The organism is Shouchella oshimensis (assembly GCF_004375095.1).
GTDB classification, from domain to species: Bacteria; Bacillota; Bacilli; order Bacillales; family Bacillaceae_D; genus Shouchella; species Shouchella oshimensis.
Genome location: NZ_SNUX01000004.1, coordinates 207,396 through 224,643, shown reverse-complemented (window position 1 = coordinate 224,643; position 17,248 = coordinate 207,396). Strand labels below are relative to the sequence as shown.

The 17,248-nt window shown below is 40.6% G+C and carries 14 protein-coding genes; 6 read left to right on the top strand and 8 right to left on the bottom strand.

Going from position 1 to position 17,248, the window contains the following annotated elements:
- Positions 1 to 80 precede the first annotated feature (80 nt).
- Positions 81 to 1,439, bottom strand: a complete 1,359-nt coding sequence (locus E2L03_RS16665) for a hypothetical protein (RefSeq protein WP_134260211.1) — start codon at positions 1,437 to 1,439, stop codon at positions 81 to 83.
- 479 nt (positions 1,440 to 1,918) lie between these two features.
- On the opposite strand from E2L03_RS16665, the gene E2L03_RS16660 reads away from it, so the two are divergent.
- Positions 1,919 to 2,305 carry a DUF2500 domain-containing protein gene (locus E2L03_RS16660; protein WP_134259702.1) on the top strand — a complete coding sequence of 129 codons (387 nt, stop codon included), beginning with the start codon at positions 1,919 to 1,921 and terminating at the stop codon, positions 2,303 to 2,305.
- Positions 2,306 to 2,367: 62 nt separating this feature from the next.
- On the opposite strand, the gene E2L03_RS16655 is transcribed toward E2L03_RS16660, so the two are convergent.
- Positions 2,368 to 4,533 (bottom strand): anthranilate synthase component I, encoded by a 2,166-nt coding sequence (locus E2L03_RS16655; protein WP_055736779.1) that lies wholly within the window; start codon positions 4,531 to 4,533, stop codon positions 2,368 to 2,370.
- Positions 4,534 to 4,815: 282 nt separating this feature from the next.
- On the opposite strand from E2L03_RS16655, the gene E2L03_RS16650 reads away from it, so the two are divergent.
- Positions 4,816 to 6,009 (top strand): GTP-binding protein, encoded by a 1,194-nt coding sequence (locus E2L03_RS16650; protein WP_134259700.1) that lies wholly within the window; start codon positions 4,816 to 4,818, stop codon positions 6,007 to 6,009.
- A gap of 82 nt (positions 6,010 to 6,091) precedes the next feature.
- Here the strand turns inward: E2L03_RS16650 and E2L03_RS16645 are convergent, their stop codons facing one another.
- Positions 6,092 to 6,976: a cation diffusion facilitator family transporter gene (locus E2L03_RS16645; RefSeq protein WP_124742643.1), complete on the bottom strand. Its 885-nt coding sequence runs from the start codon at positions 6,974 to 6,976 to the stop codon at positions 6,092 to 6,094.
- Between the two features lie 244 nt (positions 6,977 to 7,220).
- Entirely contained in the window at positions 7,221 to 8,477 is a 1,257-nt protein-coding gene (locus tag E2L03_RS16640) for an MFS transporter (protein ID WP_134259698.1), read from the bottom strand.
- Between the two features lie 162 nt (positions 8,478 to 8,639).
- Between E2L03_RS16640 and E2L03_RS16635 the strand changes: the two genes are divergently transcribed.
- Positions 8,640 to 9,074 (top strand): MarR family winged helix-turn-helix transcriptional regulator, encoded by a 435-nt coding sequence (locus E2L03_RS16635; RefSeq protein WP_241742038.1) that lies wholly within the window; start codon positions 8,640 to 8,642, stop codon positions 9,072 to 9,074.
- A 309-nt stretch (positions 9,075 to 9,383) separates the two neighbouring features.
- On the top strand, positions 9,384 to 9,878 hold the full coding sequence (locus E2L03_RS16630) for a FixH family protein (protein ID WP_134259696.1): 495 nt from the start codon (positions 9,384 to 9,386) through the stop codon (positions 9,876 to 9,878).
- Between the two features lie 35 nt (positions 9,879 to 9,913).
- On the opposite strand, the gene E2L03_RS16625 is transcribed toward E2L03_RS16630, so the two are convergent.
- From E2L03_RS16625 to E2L03_RS16610, 4 genes are all read right to left on the bottom strand, one after another.
- Positions 9,914 to 11,377 (bottom strand): glycoside hydrolase family 32 protein, encoded by a 1,464-nt coding sequence (locus tag E2L03_RS16625; protein ID WP_134259694.1) that lies wholly within the window; start codon positions 11,375 to 11,377, stop codon positions 9,914 to 9,916.
- 16 nt (positions 11,378 to 11,393) lie between these two features.
- The gene (locus E2L03_RS16620) at positions 11,394 to 12,800 is read right to left on the bottom strand and encodes a sucrose-specific PTS transporter subunit IIBC (RefSeq protein WP_134259692.1); all 1,407 of its coding nucleotides are present in this window, start codon (positions 12,798 to 12,800) and stop codon (positions 11,394 to 11,396) included.
- Positions 12,801 to 12,841: 41 nt separating this feature from the next.
- A complete protein-coding gene (locus E2L03_RS16615) occupies positions 12,842 to 13,846 on the bottom strand; it encodes a LacI family DNA-binding transcriptional regulator (RefSeq protein ID WP_055736784.1) in 1,005 nt (334 codons plus the stop codon).
- A 181-nt stretch (positions 13,847 to 14,027) separates the two neighbouring features.
- Positions 14,028 to 15,122: an ethanolamine utilization protein EutH gene (locus E2L03_RS16610; RefSeq protein ID WP_134259690.1), complete on the bottom strand. Its 1,095-nt coding sequence runs from the start codon at positions 15,120 to 15,122 to the stop codon at positions 14,028 to 14,030.
- A gap of 439 nt (positions 15,123 to 15,561) precedes the next feature.
- On the opposite strand from E2L03_RS16610, the gene E2L03_RS20565 reads away from it, so the two are divergent.
- Together E2L03_RS20565 and E2L03_RS16600 are read left to right on the top strand one after the other, a co-directional pair.
- Positions 15,562 to 15,912: a DUF1904 family protein gene (locus E2L03_RS20565; protein WP_166740346.1), complete on the top strand. Its 351-nt coding sequence runs from the start codon at positions 15,562 to 15,564 to the stop codon at positions 15,910 to 15,912.
- A gap of 150 nt (positions 15,913 to 16,062) precedes the next feature.
- On the top strand, positions 16,063 to 16,953 hold the full coding sequence (locus E2L03_RS16600; protein ID WP_038483470.1) for a YitT family protein: 891 nt from the start codon (positions 16,063 to 16,065) through the stop codon (positions 16,951 to 16,953).
- Positions 16,954 to 17,248: the final 295 nt, after the last annotated feature.

Sequence of the window (17,248 nt, the reverse complement as noted above, 5' to 3'; positions counted from 1 at the left end):
AAGCTTGTTTAACGATAAAGTACCATAGGCTGCTTAACTAGCAGCCTATGGTACTTTTTTAAGTGAACAGTCCGTGTAAATTAAAAAAACAAGACGGCGAAAAGGGTTGAAACGATCAATCCGATGATAACCGGAAGAAAGCAAACTCGAACGATTTCCTGTGCTGGTACCCGTGATACACCAGCAACTGCTACTAGGGAAGACCAGGCAATCAGCGTACCACCACCAACCCAAACTGCCCCCATTTGTCCAATGGCCGCTAAAGTGACTGGGTCCATCCCAGATACTGGACCGAGAGCACCAGCAAGTGCGCCTGTAAGGGGTAGGCCAGAAAAGCCAGATCCATCGAGACCTGTGATCATCCCAATTAGTAAAATACCAAACGCCGTCCAACCACCGGATTCTGGAATGAACGGTTGACCAGCTGAGACCAGTTCAAAAAGAAAAGCTGGTGAAGCATCTGTTTGCAAAATAGCCGACGAAAAGTCACTACTTCCTAAAAAGAAAAATCCTGCAATGGGAATAACTGGTCCCATTGCCCTAAAGGCAAATAAGAATCCGTCTACAAGATGATCACTTACAGAATCAAACACTTGCTTTGGTTTATGAACGAGACTCGTTAAAATGAGTAAGAGTAATGCTAATCCTCCTATTAAAGCAGCCCCTGCACCGCCTTCTAAAGACAAGTTAGTGAAAAAGGCTGTATAGAGCATATAGCCAACAACTAAAAGAAAGCATAGTGGCACAACAATGGCAAAAAGCTTTGATTTCCACGTGACCGGTACGTCAGTTTTTATTTGAGTAACGCCCTGCATCCATTTCGTTAAATGACGGTCGTCTTTTCGCTTAATGTGCCGTCTAAGAAATAAATAAGCAAGGAGGATGGCGGTGATTCCTGTAAGGAGAGAAAGAATCAGTGCTTGATCCGCAACCGCCTGCACCTCAACACCAGCCGCTGTAGCACTAAGCATTGGTGCAATTTGAATCATATAGTCAGAAGAGAGTGCCATCCCTTGCCCCGCCAAAACAATTGCCGCAGCACCAGCAATAGGTGGGAGACCAGCACGTATAGCAACAGGTAGTAGCAGCGCCCCGACTAATGGAACAGCTGGGGTTGGCCAAAAGAATAATGAAATGATATACGTAACGAGTATAATAATAAGATACGAGATATGACCGTTAATCATGATTTTCCCAATCGGTTGAATCATTTGTTTGTTCGCACCGATGGCTTCAAGTCCTTGTAAAAGAGCAGACATGACGGCAATGATGAGGAAAATACTGAATAGCTCACCTGCCGCAATAAGGCTAGCTGAGAAGACCGTTTGGACACCAGTAGTGATAGCACCTGTATAGGCGACCCCTAGTAGAAACGTCATAATAATGGCAGGGACAACGACATTTTTTCGAACAAGCATGGTGCTGATAATGAGTAACATGCCAAAGAGATAAAGCCAATGTGGAAGCGTCAACACCCTTCATCAGAGTCCTTTCTACAATAAAGTTGTTGCTGTAGCATATGCATGTGCCTAGAGTGGGGTGCAGTATGTACGGAAATAGCAAATAAGATACTTGTGCTATAATATAGTAGAAAAGGGTAAAAAGGTAAAAAGTGGGTGGTAGTATGAAAGAATGGTCTACTGTTTCGATTATTCTAAGTGGTCTCGTTTTCTCTATTAGTATCGTTCTTCTTTTGATTTGTTCCTCTTATCTTTTTAATACGGAACGAATAATCTTATTCGAAGTCCTTTTAGGAGTACTAGCGTTTGTTTTTTTTACTAGCGCAAGCTTCATTAAGAAAAAGCTGAATTAAAAAAGTGAAGTGCTTCTGCGGCACTTTTTTTTGATGCCATTGTTTAGTTTGAACCGATTGTGTGCCGAATAACGTATGATACGTAATGATAGAGGGGGGATGGACATGTATGATAGTTTTGAAACCGGAGGGGACTGGTTTTTCTCATTATTTCCGGTGGTGTTTTTCTGTATTTTTGCGATTGTCCTAGTCGTTTTTATTAGTGTAGGTGTAAGAGGGTTAAAAGAATGGAACACAAACAATCAATCTCCTAAGTTACGAGTAGACGCAATTGTCACATCAAAGCGATCTGACGTTCGTCAGGGAACGTCTCATCATCATGAGCATTCCTCGTACCGTGCTTCCACTTTTTATTATGCCACCTTCCAATTTGAGAGTGGGGACCGGTTAGAGTTTTCTTTAACGAGTAGTCAGTATGGATTACTTGCCGAAAGAGACGTTGGGACACTAACATTTCAAGGCACACGTTTTCTAAGTTTCGAAAGACGTTGACAATAATAAGCCTTTGCTGCAAAAGCTCATGAAAGAGGCCGATGGATTCATCGGCCTCTTTGTTATACGCATAATTTTGCCATGACGTTTTGAATAAGCTGCAAGCCAACTTCTCCAGATTTGCTTAGTATGGATTCAGGATGAAATTGAACCCCTGCAATTGGTAGATGTTTATGCTGAATGGCCATTGGGATATGGTCAGTAGTGGTTGCCTCTAAGCGTAGGCAATCTGGCAGCGTTTTGGCGTAAATGGAATGATAGCGACCAACACTAATTTGTTTTGGGACATTGCTAAACAGTCCATCTCTCTGTTGAACAAATACGTCTGATTGTTCGCCATGGGACGGCGTTTCAAGCAGGCCGAGCTCACCTTTAAAGTGTTCAACAATGCCTTGGAAGCCTAAGCAAACGCCGAAGATCGGTATGTCTTTTTCTACACAAAGAGCAATGGTGTCTGAGAGTCCGAAGCGTTTAGGTGTTCCGGGACCAGGAGAGAGCACGACTAAATCATATGAATTCCGTTCTAAAAAATCTTGTGCATAAATGGACCGTGTTGTTGAAACGGTTGCACCTGTTTGCTTGAAATAACTACCTAGGGTATGAACAAACGAATCTTCATGATCAACAATAAGGACGCGTTTGCCTTTACCAGATTGCTGGAAAACATGTGGTGTTCTTGGTTCATGGTTTTGTGGCGATACGGCTTCCGCCAGCGCGGAAACTTTCACGAGTGTTTCTTCTTCCTCTTCTTCCGGGTCAGAAGTGTGCAAAAGCGTTGCGCCAACGCGTAACGTTGCAGTATTGTTTTTAATTGCTGTAGTCCGTAAGGTTAAGCCTGTATTAAGGTCACCGTTAAAAGCGAACCAGCCAACTGCACCTCCATACCATCCCCGGGGCGTCTCTTCATTTTTTTCAATCCAGCGTAATGCCTCAATTTTTGGAGCCCCTGTAACGGTTACGGCCCACATATGCGTCATAAACGCATCTAAGGCGTCGTATTCTTCACGCATTTCACCGACTATGTGATCGACTGTATGAAAAAGTCGCGCATAGGTTTCGACTTGCCTGCGTCCAATTACTTCTATAGAGCCTGGTAAGCAAATACGTGCTTTATCATTCCGATCAACGTCTGTGCACATCGTTAGTTCGGTTTCATCTTTTTTCGAGTTTAGCAGTTTTTTAATATTTTGTGCGTCTTCAAGTGGGTCTTTTCCACGGCGAATGGTTCCAGATATGGGGCAGGTTTCTACCTGTTGCCCTTGCACGCGGACAAACATTTCTGGTGAGGCTCCAACAAGGTACTCTTCACCTAAATTAATAATAAAGCCATACGGGCTTGGGTTAATGTCGCGTAGTTGTTGAAAAACTTCTGAAGGTGTTAAGACAAGTGATTTTTCAAGCACTTGGGTTGGCACTACTTCAAACAAGTCGCCTGCGTGAAAAGAAGGAATGGCCTTCTTAACAAGATCAGCGTAATAACCCTTTTTATAAGGTGTTTCCCGTGTGAGGGTTCCTCGTTCATATGGTTTAAACTGACCTGTTCTTTCTAAGTGATTCGTCGATTTCTTATTAAATTGGACGTCATAAGAAAGGGTATAGGCGATTGATAAATGATGGTCTACAATGGTTAATTCATCAGGTAAATAGAGAACGAGATCCTTTTGGTCGTCTGGGCGTTTTTTTTCTTTCGCAAGCTGTTCAAATTGATAGATAAGGTCAAACCCGAATGCACCATATAAACCGAAAAATTGATCTTCATCGGAAGCAAATAGTTGTTTCAGTTCTCGAATAATGTGAAAGATGGAAGGTTGTTTGGTGCGGTCTTCCTCATTTTGTATGGCTGCTGTAGCCGGGATCGTTCCGTGTAGGCTCGTTTGTTGGTCATTAAAGCCCCGAATAAAATCAAAACGACTGTTTGAAAAATGAGTACGAACCAGTTCTAATAGAAATTCGCCTCGTTCGTTAAGTGCATTAATGGAATAACGGTTATTTGAAAAGCTTATTTCGAGTGGGGGACGTAAAAAGGCAACATCCCATCTTGAATAACGCCCTGTAAATTCAAAGCTACTTGAAAAAACAGCGCCTTTTACAGCATCTATTTCTGGCAAAATGTCTGTGTCAATTTTGGTTGGGGAGACGGTCTCAATTCTTCTTGTAACGAGAATGTCTCCGTCTGTAATGTAGTGTTTTGTTTTTTCATTTGTTTTCAATGTGGAAAGAATACTCACACTAAAAAACCTCCTTTGTATACGTTTGTATACAGAGAAAGCATCAGCAAATAAACAGGGGTATGCCCTTTTTATAATCGTTTGCTCTACTCATCTCTGCTCTTCTCACTAAACTCTACTCAACTAGTTCTCTACATAAAACACATTTATGCTTGTTACACATTCTATTACAGGTATGACGGAATTACAAGAAATGTTTTATGAAAAAGGGTTGTCAACGTTAGGTAACTGCTGTATTATAAATCGTAATCATTACGATTTGATAAAAGGAGATGCTAATAAATGAAAAAAATACCAGTGACAGTGTTAAGTGGTTACCTTGGTTCAGGTAAAACCACATTATTAAATTATATTCTACATAATCGAGATGGCTTAAAAGTAGCTGTTATTGTAAATGATATGAGTGAGGTAAATATTGATTCTGAACTCGTGGAAAAACAAGGAGGATTCTCAAGAACGGATGAGAAGCTCGTAGAACTATCCAATGGGTGCATCTGTTGTACATTACGTGAGGATCTTTTAGTAGAAGTAGAGCGTCTTTCTAAGCAAGGAGACATCGACTACATCGTAATTGAATCCTCAGGGATTAGTGAGCCGATACCTGTTGCACACACATTTAGTTACGTAGATGAAGAATTAGGGATAGACCTTAGCCGTTTTTGTACATTAGATACAATGGTGACCGTTGTCGATGCAAATCGTTTCTGGCATGACTTTGAATCTGGTGAATCGTTGTTAGAGCGGAAGCAAGAAGTAGGCGAAGAGGATTACCGAGAGGTTGCCGACTTACTTATTGATCAAATTGAATTTTGTGATGTGCTCGTTCTTAACAAATGTGACCTTGTTTCAGAAGAGCAGCTCTTGCAACTAGAACAGTTTCTTAAAAAGCTACAACCAGAAGCAAAGCTACTGCGTTCGACTCGAGCCGAGGTTCCGATTAAGGAGATTTTAAATACAGGTTTGTTTGACTTTGACAAGGCGAGCGAGTCTGCTGGTTGGTTAAAGGAATTAGAGCTTGGACCAGAAAATCATACGCCGGAAACAGAGGAGTATGGAATCTCTTCCTTTGTGTTTGAAAGCAAACGACCGTTTCATGCAGAACGATTGGATAAATGGTGTGAGTCTATGCCCCAATCAATTGTTCGTGCAAAGGGTATTGTTTGGTGTGCGACAAGAAATGACTATGCTTTATTATTTTCTCAAGCTGGTTCGTCTGTATCCATTGAACCTGTAACGTACTGGGTAGCGGCTTTACCTAAAGAGCAGCAACAACAAATTCTAGCAGTAAATAAAGAAGTAGCAAAAGACTGGGACACAACCTTTGGCGATCGCCATACGAAGGTGGTTCTTATTGGAATGGGAATGAATAAAGAAGACATTCTTAAAGAGTTAGAGGAGTGTCTTTTAACGGAAGAGGAATATCAACAAGATTGGAACACTCTCCCTGACCCATTTGATTGGGTTATTCAACAGTAGCCAAACGCTATGAAAGAAGAAGGTCGAGGATCGAAACAAAGAGGGAAAAAGCGGGTGACAAGGGATCATCCGCTTTTCCTATTTATTCGTGATTGGTTTTTCCTTCTGGTTCAACGTGCACATGAACATCAATGGTTCGGTGCTTTTCTGTAATTTGATCTTCTACAATGGTCGATACATCGTGGGCCTCTGTAAAGGTGAGCGAATGATCAAGCTGAATAACTAAATCGACAATTAAATTACTTCCATAATAGCGTGCTTTTACGTCTGTCACGTAATTTACTTTTTCAACAGCAAGAGCTGTCTCTTTTATATCATCTAATGTTTGATCGTCAACGCCATCAGTAAGGGATAGAGAAGATTTTGAGAAGATCCCCCAGGCTGTGTGACAAATAATGACACCAACAACAAAAGCAAGCAACGGATCTAGCCACGGTAGCCCAAATTGGGAACCAATAATCCCTAGTGTTGCGCCTGCGCTAACGAGGGCATCTGATAAATTATCTTTAGAAACAGACTCGACGGCGTGACTATTAATGCGTTTTGCTAATTTTCGTGTATAGAGATAGACGGCAAACATGACAACAAAACCAAAGGCGCCGACCCAGGCTGCAATGACGTTAGGAGGTTCAGTTGTACCTGTGAAAGCAGAAGTAACGGCGTCAATCATTACTTGAATACCGACGACCATAATGATGAAGGATGCGACGAGAGAAGCAACTGTTTCTGCTTTCCAGTGACCATAGGGATGATCCTTATCTGGCGGTTTTTGTGACACTCTGAGTCCAATTAAAACGGCAATGGCAACAACAACGTCTGTTACGTTATTAAGACCGTCTGCACGTAAAGCAACTGAACCAGCGTAAATCCCCATTGTTAGTTTTAAAATAGCGAGAATGATATAAGCCACTAAGCTGACTTGAGCACCTCGTTCTCCCTGTTTTAATTCCTTGTATCTTTCCTCCATTACGTGCCCTCCTATAAAGCAATAGTATGACTATAGCAAGGAGGTTCCATGTGGGTCTACAGAAATCTTTTTTGGTCATACTAAAGTTCTTGCCTATTAGGAATAAAGTTGCACATGGGAAAATGCTTTTATATCAACGCTTTTGAACGATCATAAAGGCACTTAGGCATCAGTAAGGGAAAGTTTTTTGTGAGAAAATTATTTTTATACACATGACTGTAGGACCTATAGTAACGTTTGAGAACTACGCTTTTTGAATGAGATCTTCTTTTTTTATAAGGACAACAAACAAACATGCAAATAAGCACGTTATACTTGCAAATAGAAAGGCCGAAGTATAAGAATATGTGATGCTATAAACTAGGCCACCAGAGTAAGCAGCAGTTGCGGCACCAGCTTGGTGGAAAGCGAAAATCCAGCCAAATACAATTCCCGTACTTTTTATACCGAACCTTTTTCTTGTTAGATTAATTGTAGGCGGAACTGTAGCAATCCAGTCTAACCCATAGACTATGGTAAAGATAACAAGTAGCGTAAAGTTGCCGCTATAGAGTGCATATGGAAGGATAATGAGAGACAGTCCTCTAAGAAAATAATAGATAAATAACAGCCAGCGATTATCAAATTTGTCTGATAGTGCGCCAGAAAGCGTAGTTCCGACTAAATTAAAAACACCCATAAAAGATAATAAAGACGTTGCTGTTAGGAGTGGAATACCGAAGGAAAGGCAATAGGATATGAAATGAGTACCTATCAGACCGTTCGTTGTAAACCCACAAATAAAGAAACTGCTACCTAATAGCCAGAAAATCTTTGATTTCATAGCTAGCCTAAGCGTCATAAAAGCATTAGCTATAGGATTGATCGTTGAGACCTCAAGCTCCGTTTTAATCGGATCCGCAACAGCACCAAACGGACGCAAACCTAAATCAACGGGTTTATCTTTCATAAACAAACAAATGATGATAAGCATGAAAATGCCAAAAACAATTAAAGTAAGTAATGCTAACCTCCACGATGAATTAGTTATAATGACAGCTAGTAATGGAAGGAATAAGAGTTGACCTGTGGCGGTGCTAGCCGTTAAGATTCCCACAACGAGACCTCTTCTTTTTTCAAACCAATGACTAGATACAAATGGGCTAAGAGTCGTTAAAAATAAACTACACCCAAAACCAACGATAACTCCCCATACAAGGATAAATTGCCAAGCATCAGTAACGAATAAGGTTAATGTTGCACCGATGATAAGGGATGACATGAAAATAATCATCATTTTTCTTAAGCCAATTTTCTCTAATAGCGCAGCAACAAATGGTCCAGATAATCCATAAAATAATAGACTAATGCCGAACCCGAGAGATATTGTTGATCGTTCCCAACCAAACTCTTCTTGTAATGGAGCCATTAAAACTCCTGAAGAAGCTATCAATGCACCTGCGACTATTATTGAAAAGAATGAAATGATTAAAATGAACCAACTATAATGAACCTTTTTCAAATGATCACCCCAGTAGGTAAAACACCTTTTTTATATTATTATTGGTAACGAAGTAGCAAAAAAAAGAGAGCACGTTTTTAGTTAATAGGACACAATCTGTTATACGTTTGACGGTAGTTACAGATTTATGATACTTTTACAAGCAATTGAGAGGTGAAACCATTGAAGCAAGAAGAATCTTTTTTAACAATGTGCCTGTATTTTACTTCTAATCGATTTGCGCGTAAGATGACTCGTATCGCAGAAGAGGCTTTTAAGGAATTGGATATAGCTCCCTCTTATGCATACGTAATCTTATTAATAAAAAATAATTCTGGTATTACTCAACAAGAACTTTGTTCGAAGTTATCCATAGCCCCCTCTACTAGTACAAGGTTTATCAAGAAGTTAGAAGGTGAGGGCTTAATCAAAAGGAAGACTCGTTGGAAGACCACACACTTTAACTTATCAGATAAAGGTGAATTATTTTCTAAAGACGTTGAACATGCGCTTTCAGATTTAAGAAAACAAGTGGTTACCATTTTCGGAGAAAAGAATGCAGATAATTTAGCGATGTATTTAACCGACTTATCCGAAATTATAAAAGAAAAAGGGTAAAGCACCTTTTTTTAGTATATCATTTGTATATGCAAATGATAACGGTTAATTTTTCTTTCCTTTACATTCGAGATCTGTTTTCCTTTTCCACATTGAACTTGTCGGAACGTAACCAGGGTATTTGCCATGTGAAGGAGTTCAAGATTCTTTACTTGAAACTTCAAAAATAAAGGAACACTCGATGATCTGGTTATTAAGGGATAGCACGACAACGTAATCTTTAGGGAAGAATCTAGTGAAACTTCATGCAGATTACACACTTTTCTTGTAAACTAAGTGTAAGAGGTCTGATTAGAAAGGAAGGTCAGAGTGAAAGTGAAACCGCTATTAATAGGGGGATTAATTGTTTTATTAGTACTTAGCGGCTGTATGCAAGGTAAGCAGGAAGAGTGGAGTGTACCAGATCTTGTTGATGTAGATATCCAAGTGGAGGAGCATATTCCTGCAGACTCTAAAACTGTGCTACGTGCATATGTTACCCAAGGTGAAGAAGATGTAGATGATGCAGAGGAAGTTGTGTTCGAAGTATGGAAAGACCAAGAACGAGATGCTGGAGAGCTTATTGAAGGCACACTAGATGCTGACGGAGTCTATGCCATTCCTTATGAGTTTGGTGAAGATGGGATCTACATTGTACAGACCCATGTTACAGCAAGGGATCTGCATGTGATGCCTACTCAGATGATCATTGTTGGCGATGTTTCAGAAGATGAAATTGAAGCCTTTCACAACGCAGGCAACACGCAAATAAATGAAGAACAAAGTCCGTTTCATGATTCGGAAGAAGAAGAAACCCCTCCTTAACTAGTTCTAGCTAAAAGAAGGAGGGGTCTTCCTTGTTAGGAGAGGCTCCAATGGGTTCCGTTTACATGTACGGTTCCTTTTTCAGCAAAGGCCTGAAAACCTGTTGATACGTCTTGAGGGAAAATACGGCTTGTTAAAACAACCTCACCATCATTCACAAAAAGTTCGACAGATGATGTGTCAACAAATACATGAAGCGATAAAAGGTCACTGCTTTCTAATAAAACAGATCGAGTGGTTCCATATGTTTGTGCGGGCACTTGACCTGATTGGCCTCTATCCAAAGTTAAAAGCCGGCTTTCTCGGTTGAAAGTTAGGGTTGTTTTTTCGACATCACTTGTACGAAAGGAAATGCCGTAGGACTCTGCTTGTATGGCGTCGAATGTTAAGATCATTTCATAGGCCGTACCGGCTTCCGTATAAAAATTGCCAATTACATCACAAAAGCTAAATTGCTCCCCTCTAAGCTTCGTTAGTTCACGGATGGGTTTTTGAATGAGCTTGTCTTCTTTTACGGATATTTCTCTCGGTAGTGTTAAACAATGAGCCCAGTCATAGGGATCAGTCGGGTACTCAATGTCAGGGAGTCCCATCCAACCAACTAGTATTCTACGACCGTCAGGTGTCATGGTAGATTGCGGTGCGTAAAAATCAAAGCCTGCATCTAACTCATAAAAAAGGTTGTGGCTAAAATGACCTGTTGTGACATCAAGCGGTTGGCCAATTAGGTAGCCTGATTGGTAAATGTTTTGGTAATGAAAACCTACGGGCTCCAATCCTTGTGGTGAAAAGATAAAGATTCCTTTTCCGTCAAGCTCAAAGTAATCAGGACATTCCCACATATAGCCAAAATCAGTTAGTTCTGTTTGAATTTCCCCTACTAACGACCAATTCTCTAGATCACTTGAATGATAAAGTAGTGCGGCCCCGGTTTTGGTCTCTCGCTGTGCCCCTATGACGAAGTAGAAATCATCCCCCACTTGCCAAACTTTAGGGTCTCGAAAATGTTCTGTATACCCTTTTGGCGAACCAATTAAAAGAGGGGTAGGGTGCTTGCTAATGGAACCATGTTCATCCATGATGGCTAATGCTTGATTTGGAATACGCTCCCAATCTGCTGTGCGTTGATTCCCAGTATAGAATAAATAAAGCTTATTTTTGTGAACAATTCCACTACCTGAATAGGCTCCATGACTCTCATATGAGCGATCCGGTTCAATGGCAAGACCTCTCTCTTCCCAGTGAACAAGGTCTGGTGAAACAACGTGGTACCAGTGCTTTAGCCCATGAACAGCCCCATAAGGGAACCATTGATAAAACAAATGATACATCCCGTTATAATAGCTAAACCCATTCGGATCATTTAGCAAACCTGTAGGGGGCTGAATGTGATAGTGCTGCCTCCAGGGTGAATGGCTGACCGTCTCATGCAATTTGGTTTCTTCCTTTTTGCTCATTTGACTATATGCACGATAGCGGTTTTCATTTGTCCATTTCATAAACACTCATACTCCTTCATGCTTGTTCAATCTCTTCTTTTTTCTTATCACTATAACCAAAGAGCCAAGTTAATCCAAAGGCTACTCCAGCCGCAATGATGTTCGCTAAGATATAGAATAAAATTTGTCCGTTAAGGTAGAGTAACGTTCCAGGTAGAACAGTGATGGCCATACCCGTACCAGCTAATCCTACAAGTGAAGCGAAGAAGCCACCTGCACCACCTCCGATAAGGCCCATTACAAAAGGTTTTCCATAACGTAGATTAACACCAAAGATAGCAGGTTCAGTTATACCAAGAAAAGCGGAAAAAGAGGATGGGAGCGCAAGTGCTTTTAACTTTTTACTGCGTGTTTTTAAACCAACCGCAAGTGCAGCCCCTGCTTGAGCAGCAATTGCCGCAGTAATGATGGCATTAAAAGGGTTTGCTCCTAATTGATCAAGAAGCTGTACTTCTAGAAAGTTAAAAATATGATGTACACCAGTAATAACAATTAATTGGTGAAAGAAGCCTATAATTAATCCGCTAATGCCGAATGGAACGTCAAGTAAAAAGAGTACACCAGTCATGACAATTTGTTCTACTGCACCAAAGACAGGACCAATTACAAATAAAGCTAAGGTAATCATAATGAATAATGTTAAGAAGGGTGTTAAAATAAGATCAAGTGCCTCAGGAACTCGTTTACGAATAGCAATTTCCAATTTTGCACCTAAGAATCCAGCAATAAACGCTGGTAAAACAGATGATTGATAGCCACTAACTTCAATAAGTCCAAAGAACGTAATTGGATCAGCAGAGCCATCTCCAACTGCCCATGCATTAGGTAATGCAGGATTCACAAGCATAAGTCCCAATACGATACCAATAACCGGGCTACCGCCAAATACACGAAATGCAGACCAAGCAATCAGTGCAGGTAAGAAGGCAAAAGCTGTATCTGTTAGGATCTCTGTGAACAGAAGAAAATTCTCAGGGATGGTTTCTGCCGTTAATCCAAACCATCCTAAGACTTGATCCTGCATAAATAACCCTCGCACGCCCATGAAAAGACCTGTAGCGACAAGAACAGGGATGATCGGTACAAACACATCTCCAAACGTGCGTATCATCCGTTGAAACCAGTTACCTTGATTGCTCTTTTCTTTCTTTTGATCTTCTTTCGTGGAGCCACTAACACCTAATTTTTCGATTTTCTCATAGATTTGATTGACTGTTCCGGTACCGAGAATAATTTGATATTGCCCGGAATGAAAATAGGCTCCTTTTACTTTATCAATACCCTCAACAGTCTCTTTCTCGATCTTTTCTTCGTCATATACCATAATTCGGAGTCGAGTTGCACAATGAGCAATCGACTTTATATTTGTTTCACCACCAACAGCGGCGATAATGGCTTCTGCAATTTCACGATTATTTTTCAAGACAAAAACGCTCCTTATAAAAAACTTAAAAAAGTTAGTTCTTATTTATGATTGTGATGGGAAGAACGAAGGATTAACTCCGTTTCAAACCGGTATGGTTTGTTTCTTGGCTGTCCCAATTCAATTTGTTCTAAGAGTTCTGTTGCCGCTGCTGCACCAATTTGTTCGACTGGTTGTTTGATAACGGTTAACGGTGGTGAGGTGATTTCTGCCCACCTATAATCGTCGAAACCAATAATAGCGACGTCATCTGGCACAGCTATGTCGTTCTCTGTTAAATAGGTCATCGCACCAACACTCATTAAATTATTTGCGACAAATAGTGCTGATGCGTTGGTTGTGCCTAGTAAATGTTCACAGCCTTTGTAACCACTTTCAAATTTAGAATTTCCATTGTAGATTAGGTTAGTCGAAAACGGAAGACCATGCTTGGCTAGAGCCAATTTGTAGCCTTTTATACGGTCTTTTGTTGTGCTTAAAGAATGGATACCTGTAATAAGCCCTATGTTCTGATGACCACTTTGAATAAATTGTTCAATTGCCATTTGAACTCCTTTTTCGTTATCAACAACGATGGAACTTTGATTCGTTTCCTCTGGCAGGCGGTCGATAAAAACAATTGGCAAATCATCAGGAATATCCCAGGCAATCTCGCTATAATGCTTTGCGCTTGATGCAATAATAAGCCCTGAAACTTGCTGAGAAATAAACGCTTGGATTTTTTTGCGTTCTGTTTCGATGTCTTCATTTGTATTGCCGACTAATAATTGATACTGTTGTTCGCCTAGAACGGATTCAATTTCTTTAACAACGGAAGTGAAAAAGTGGTTTCCGATATCTGGAAGAACAATACCGATGGTAGACGTTTTTTGACTTCGTAAAGTTTTTGCTGCGAAATTTGGTGTATAGCCAAGGTTTTTCATTGCTTGTTTAACACGAATGGTTGTGGATTCAGCAACAAAACGAGTACCATTTACAACATGGGACACAGTTGCAGTGGACACAGACGCTTCCTTAGCCACATCTTTAATACTTACACGGCTCATGTGATTAAATTCCTTTCTTAACGAATACGTAATCGTTTGCGTAAGCGTTTACGTATACTACTATACCTAATTTTATTAAAATGTCAAAGGATGAATAAAGCGCTAACCAACTAATTGAGGGAAGTGAAAAAAGGTAGACTCTCTTTGGAATCTACCTCATCGATCGTGAACTAATGTAATCCTATGGATTCGGTTTTAGTGTGTTGTTATTGCGTTCAACAATAAGCGCAATAAAGACAGCACTTCCTCCGCCAATAAGTTTTCCGATGATCATCGGGACGACCATACTTTGATCAACACTGGCGGTAAAACCGAGATGCCCGCCTAAAACAAACGCGCCGGACACCATAAAGGACGTTGCAACTACTTTACTCTTCACAGACATGTCTTTTAATAAGCTAAAAGCAGGTATAGCATGGGCTAACGAAGTGATCATTGCCGTAATGGCAGCACCTTCGAGTGAGAATCGTTGTCCTACACGGGCAAATAGGGGCTGACATACTTGCTTTAAAAAAGCGACAAAAGGAAATGCGCCTGCAAGAACTACCGCAATCGCTCCGACAATGAACAAACCTTCTTCGAACGAAGCAAGTTTAGGATGAATGTTGTATCCAGTAAGATGAGTGATGGCAGCAAGAGCTAAACCAAGCACCCCTACCGTTTGAATGGCTTTGCCAAATAATAAAAATAACGTAATAGAGGTTTTTGAATAAAAGCGTAATGCATACATGACAATGCACGAAAAAATCGTAGGAATTAGTAAGTTTTGCAGCATCATCCATGGAGCCATTCCTGCAGTTAGTCCACCAATAAAACAACCGAGAGGAACAGTACTTAATCCAATTAGCATGCCTTTTGCAAGTGCAGGTTGATCACCTGTTTCGACCATGCGTAATGCAATGGGAATTGTAAAGACAATCGTTGGACCGAGCATCGTCCCTAAAAAGACCCAAGAAAAACGCGCTGCGTCTGTATCAATACCCATCTCCTGTGCGAGGGCATAGCCACCCATATCAAGTGCGAGAATGGTATTGGCAAATGATGAGGGGTCTGCACCGACTGCTAGATAGAGTGGTGAGATAACGGGGGTTAGCCACTGGGCAGCAAGTGGCGCAATGGTTATAATGCCAATCATGGCTAGCGCAACCTGCCCCATGCTCATGATGCCGTGTTGGAATTCATTCCCCAGACCAAACCGATTACCTAAACACCAGTCAATTGCGCCGAGTGCAATAAAAAAGGCGAGAATTATCATAATCCACTCATGTATCGTCATTCTACAAAATCCAATCTCTTTTTCTTTAAACATATCAAGATTCTTTCAAGGAGACAACCTGTCCTTTACTGATGTTCATATGCACACTTAAAAAAAGGGAAAATCTTCTCATGCAAGTAAACTCTTTTACCATGATCCCTTTACACATTTTTACATAAAAAAGGGTGAAATTTTTATGGAAAACAGGTTTAGAGAGTAAAGAAAGCGGCTATTAAATGGACAACGAATCATAGGCATGCCTAAGATTTGTTTCTCCCCCTTCCTTTATGAATATATATACACACTGAACCGCACTTCCCCCTTGAGTGCGGTTCGCTCGTTGTGCCCTATAGCTTTATATGACGTGCGTATGATCGGACGTCTTTTTGGGCGGTCTTTCGTTGCATTTTCAAAAGGAGACAAGTACACTTATCAAGTAGAAACTAGAAGAAAAGACGTGATGGGGTTGCCATATTTACGCTTTACAGGTTTTTCGTCCGAGCGACTACAAGCACTTGCACCAGTTGTTATTGATGTATTCTCGGAAATCGTCCATATCTCAAAAGAAAAAGTGAAAATTGAGAGGAGTACCTTAGAACCAATTTTGAATGTTCCTCTTACAATAGAAATTCGAATGTTTTCCAGAGCGCAATCGGTCCATGACCAGATAGCGAACAATTTAGCTGCACTTTTTCGTGAGGAAGGATTTGAAACAGTTCATATTTATTTTCTAATCCTTTCACCAGAATTGTATTATAAAGATGGTGTTCCGATAAAACCAATAACAGAAAGCCAGAATAAATCGTTTTAAGAAAAGATGCGCTAACACGCATCTTTTTTTGTTGTCAATAAAGTGACTACTTTTTGTTAAAACGGGTAATGGAGCTATAACAAGTTAAATGAAGCATCGTACTACGTGGTTCGCAGCGCACACTCACTAGATAGAGATAGGAAGTGGCGTATGAAAGAATATGGTTTTATGATTCTTGGAACGTTTTTCTTTGCTTTTTCAGTCGCTATTTTTGCGATGCCAAATGGATTAGCAGAAGGTGGTATTCCAGGTCTCGCGCTTTTACTGTACTACAGTATTGGTTGGTCTCCTTCATTTGTCACTCTACTTGCAAATGGCTTAATCTTACTGATTGGCTACCGGTATTTACCGCGTACAATGATTGTAAAATCAATAGTGACAATTCCACTGTTTTCATTGTTTTTATACGTGCTTGAAGATAAGAGTGGACCCGTTCATGACCCTCTTCTTGCTGCACTTTACACTGGCGTGTTTACTGGAATTGGATTCGGGTTTGTTTTTCGTTCAGGTAGTACCACAGGTGGTTCTTCTACGATTGCTCGAATGGTAAACCATAAATTGGGCTGGGAATTAACAGGTACTAATTTTGTACTCGATGCCGCGATTGTGGTAGGGGGAATTTTTGTCATTGGCCCAGTTCAAACGTTGTATACGGTGGTGGCGTTGTTTATTGGTAAAAAGGTAACCGATTATGTATTAGAAGGTTTCGAATCTAAAAAAGTCGTGCATATCTTCTCTAGTTCGTATGAAGCAGTGGCAAAAAGCGTTCGTACCAATTTAGGGGCGCATACAACTATTTTGCAGGGGAAGAATGATGAAAATGGAATGGATGAGCATTTAATTTATGTATCTGTGTCCAAACAACAGCTTTTTTATTTGAAAAAATTGATCCGAGATGTTGATGAGAACGCCTTTACCGTTGTTCATACGGTTAAAGATGTGAGTGGTGGTTCGTTTTCAAAAGCGCATTATCCAACGCAAAAAACGTTTAGTAGTGCAAAGAAAGAAAAGCAATACTACAAAAACCAAGCAGAGGAGTAATCGATTATGGAACGAAAAACAAAACGAGAGCGTTGCAGAGATCATCGGCATTTAATGAATCGTGTAAAGCGATTGTGTGATTGGCGTGAAGAAGACGAAAATCGGTTAAGACGGTAGAGGCTGGGACATAACGAAAAGTAGTATTTGAAAAGACGAATAGTCCAAAATATGCTGAGTAGCATCGCTACAGGAGAATCCTTCGCTTTCCGGGGACACGGCCTCAGCCTCCTCCATGGAAAACCGCCACTCCAGAGTCTTCAGACACGTGCTGATCCCCCAGGAGTCTTCGGATTCT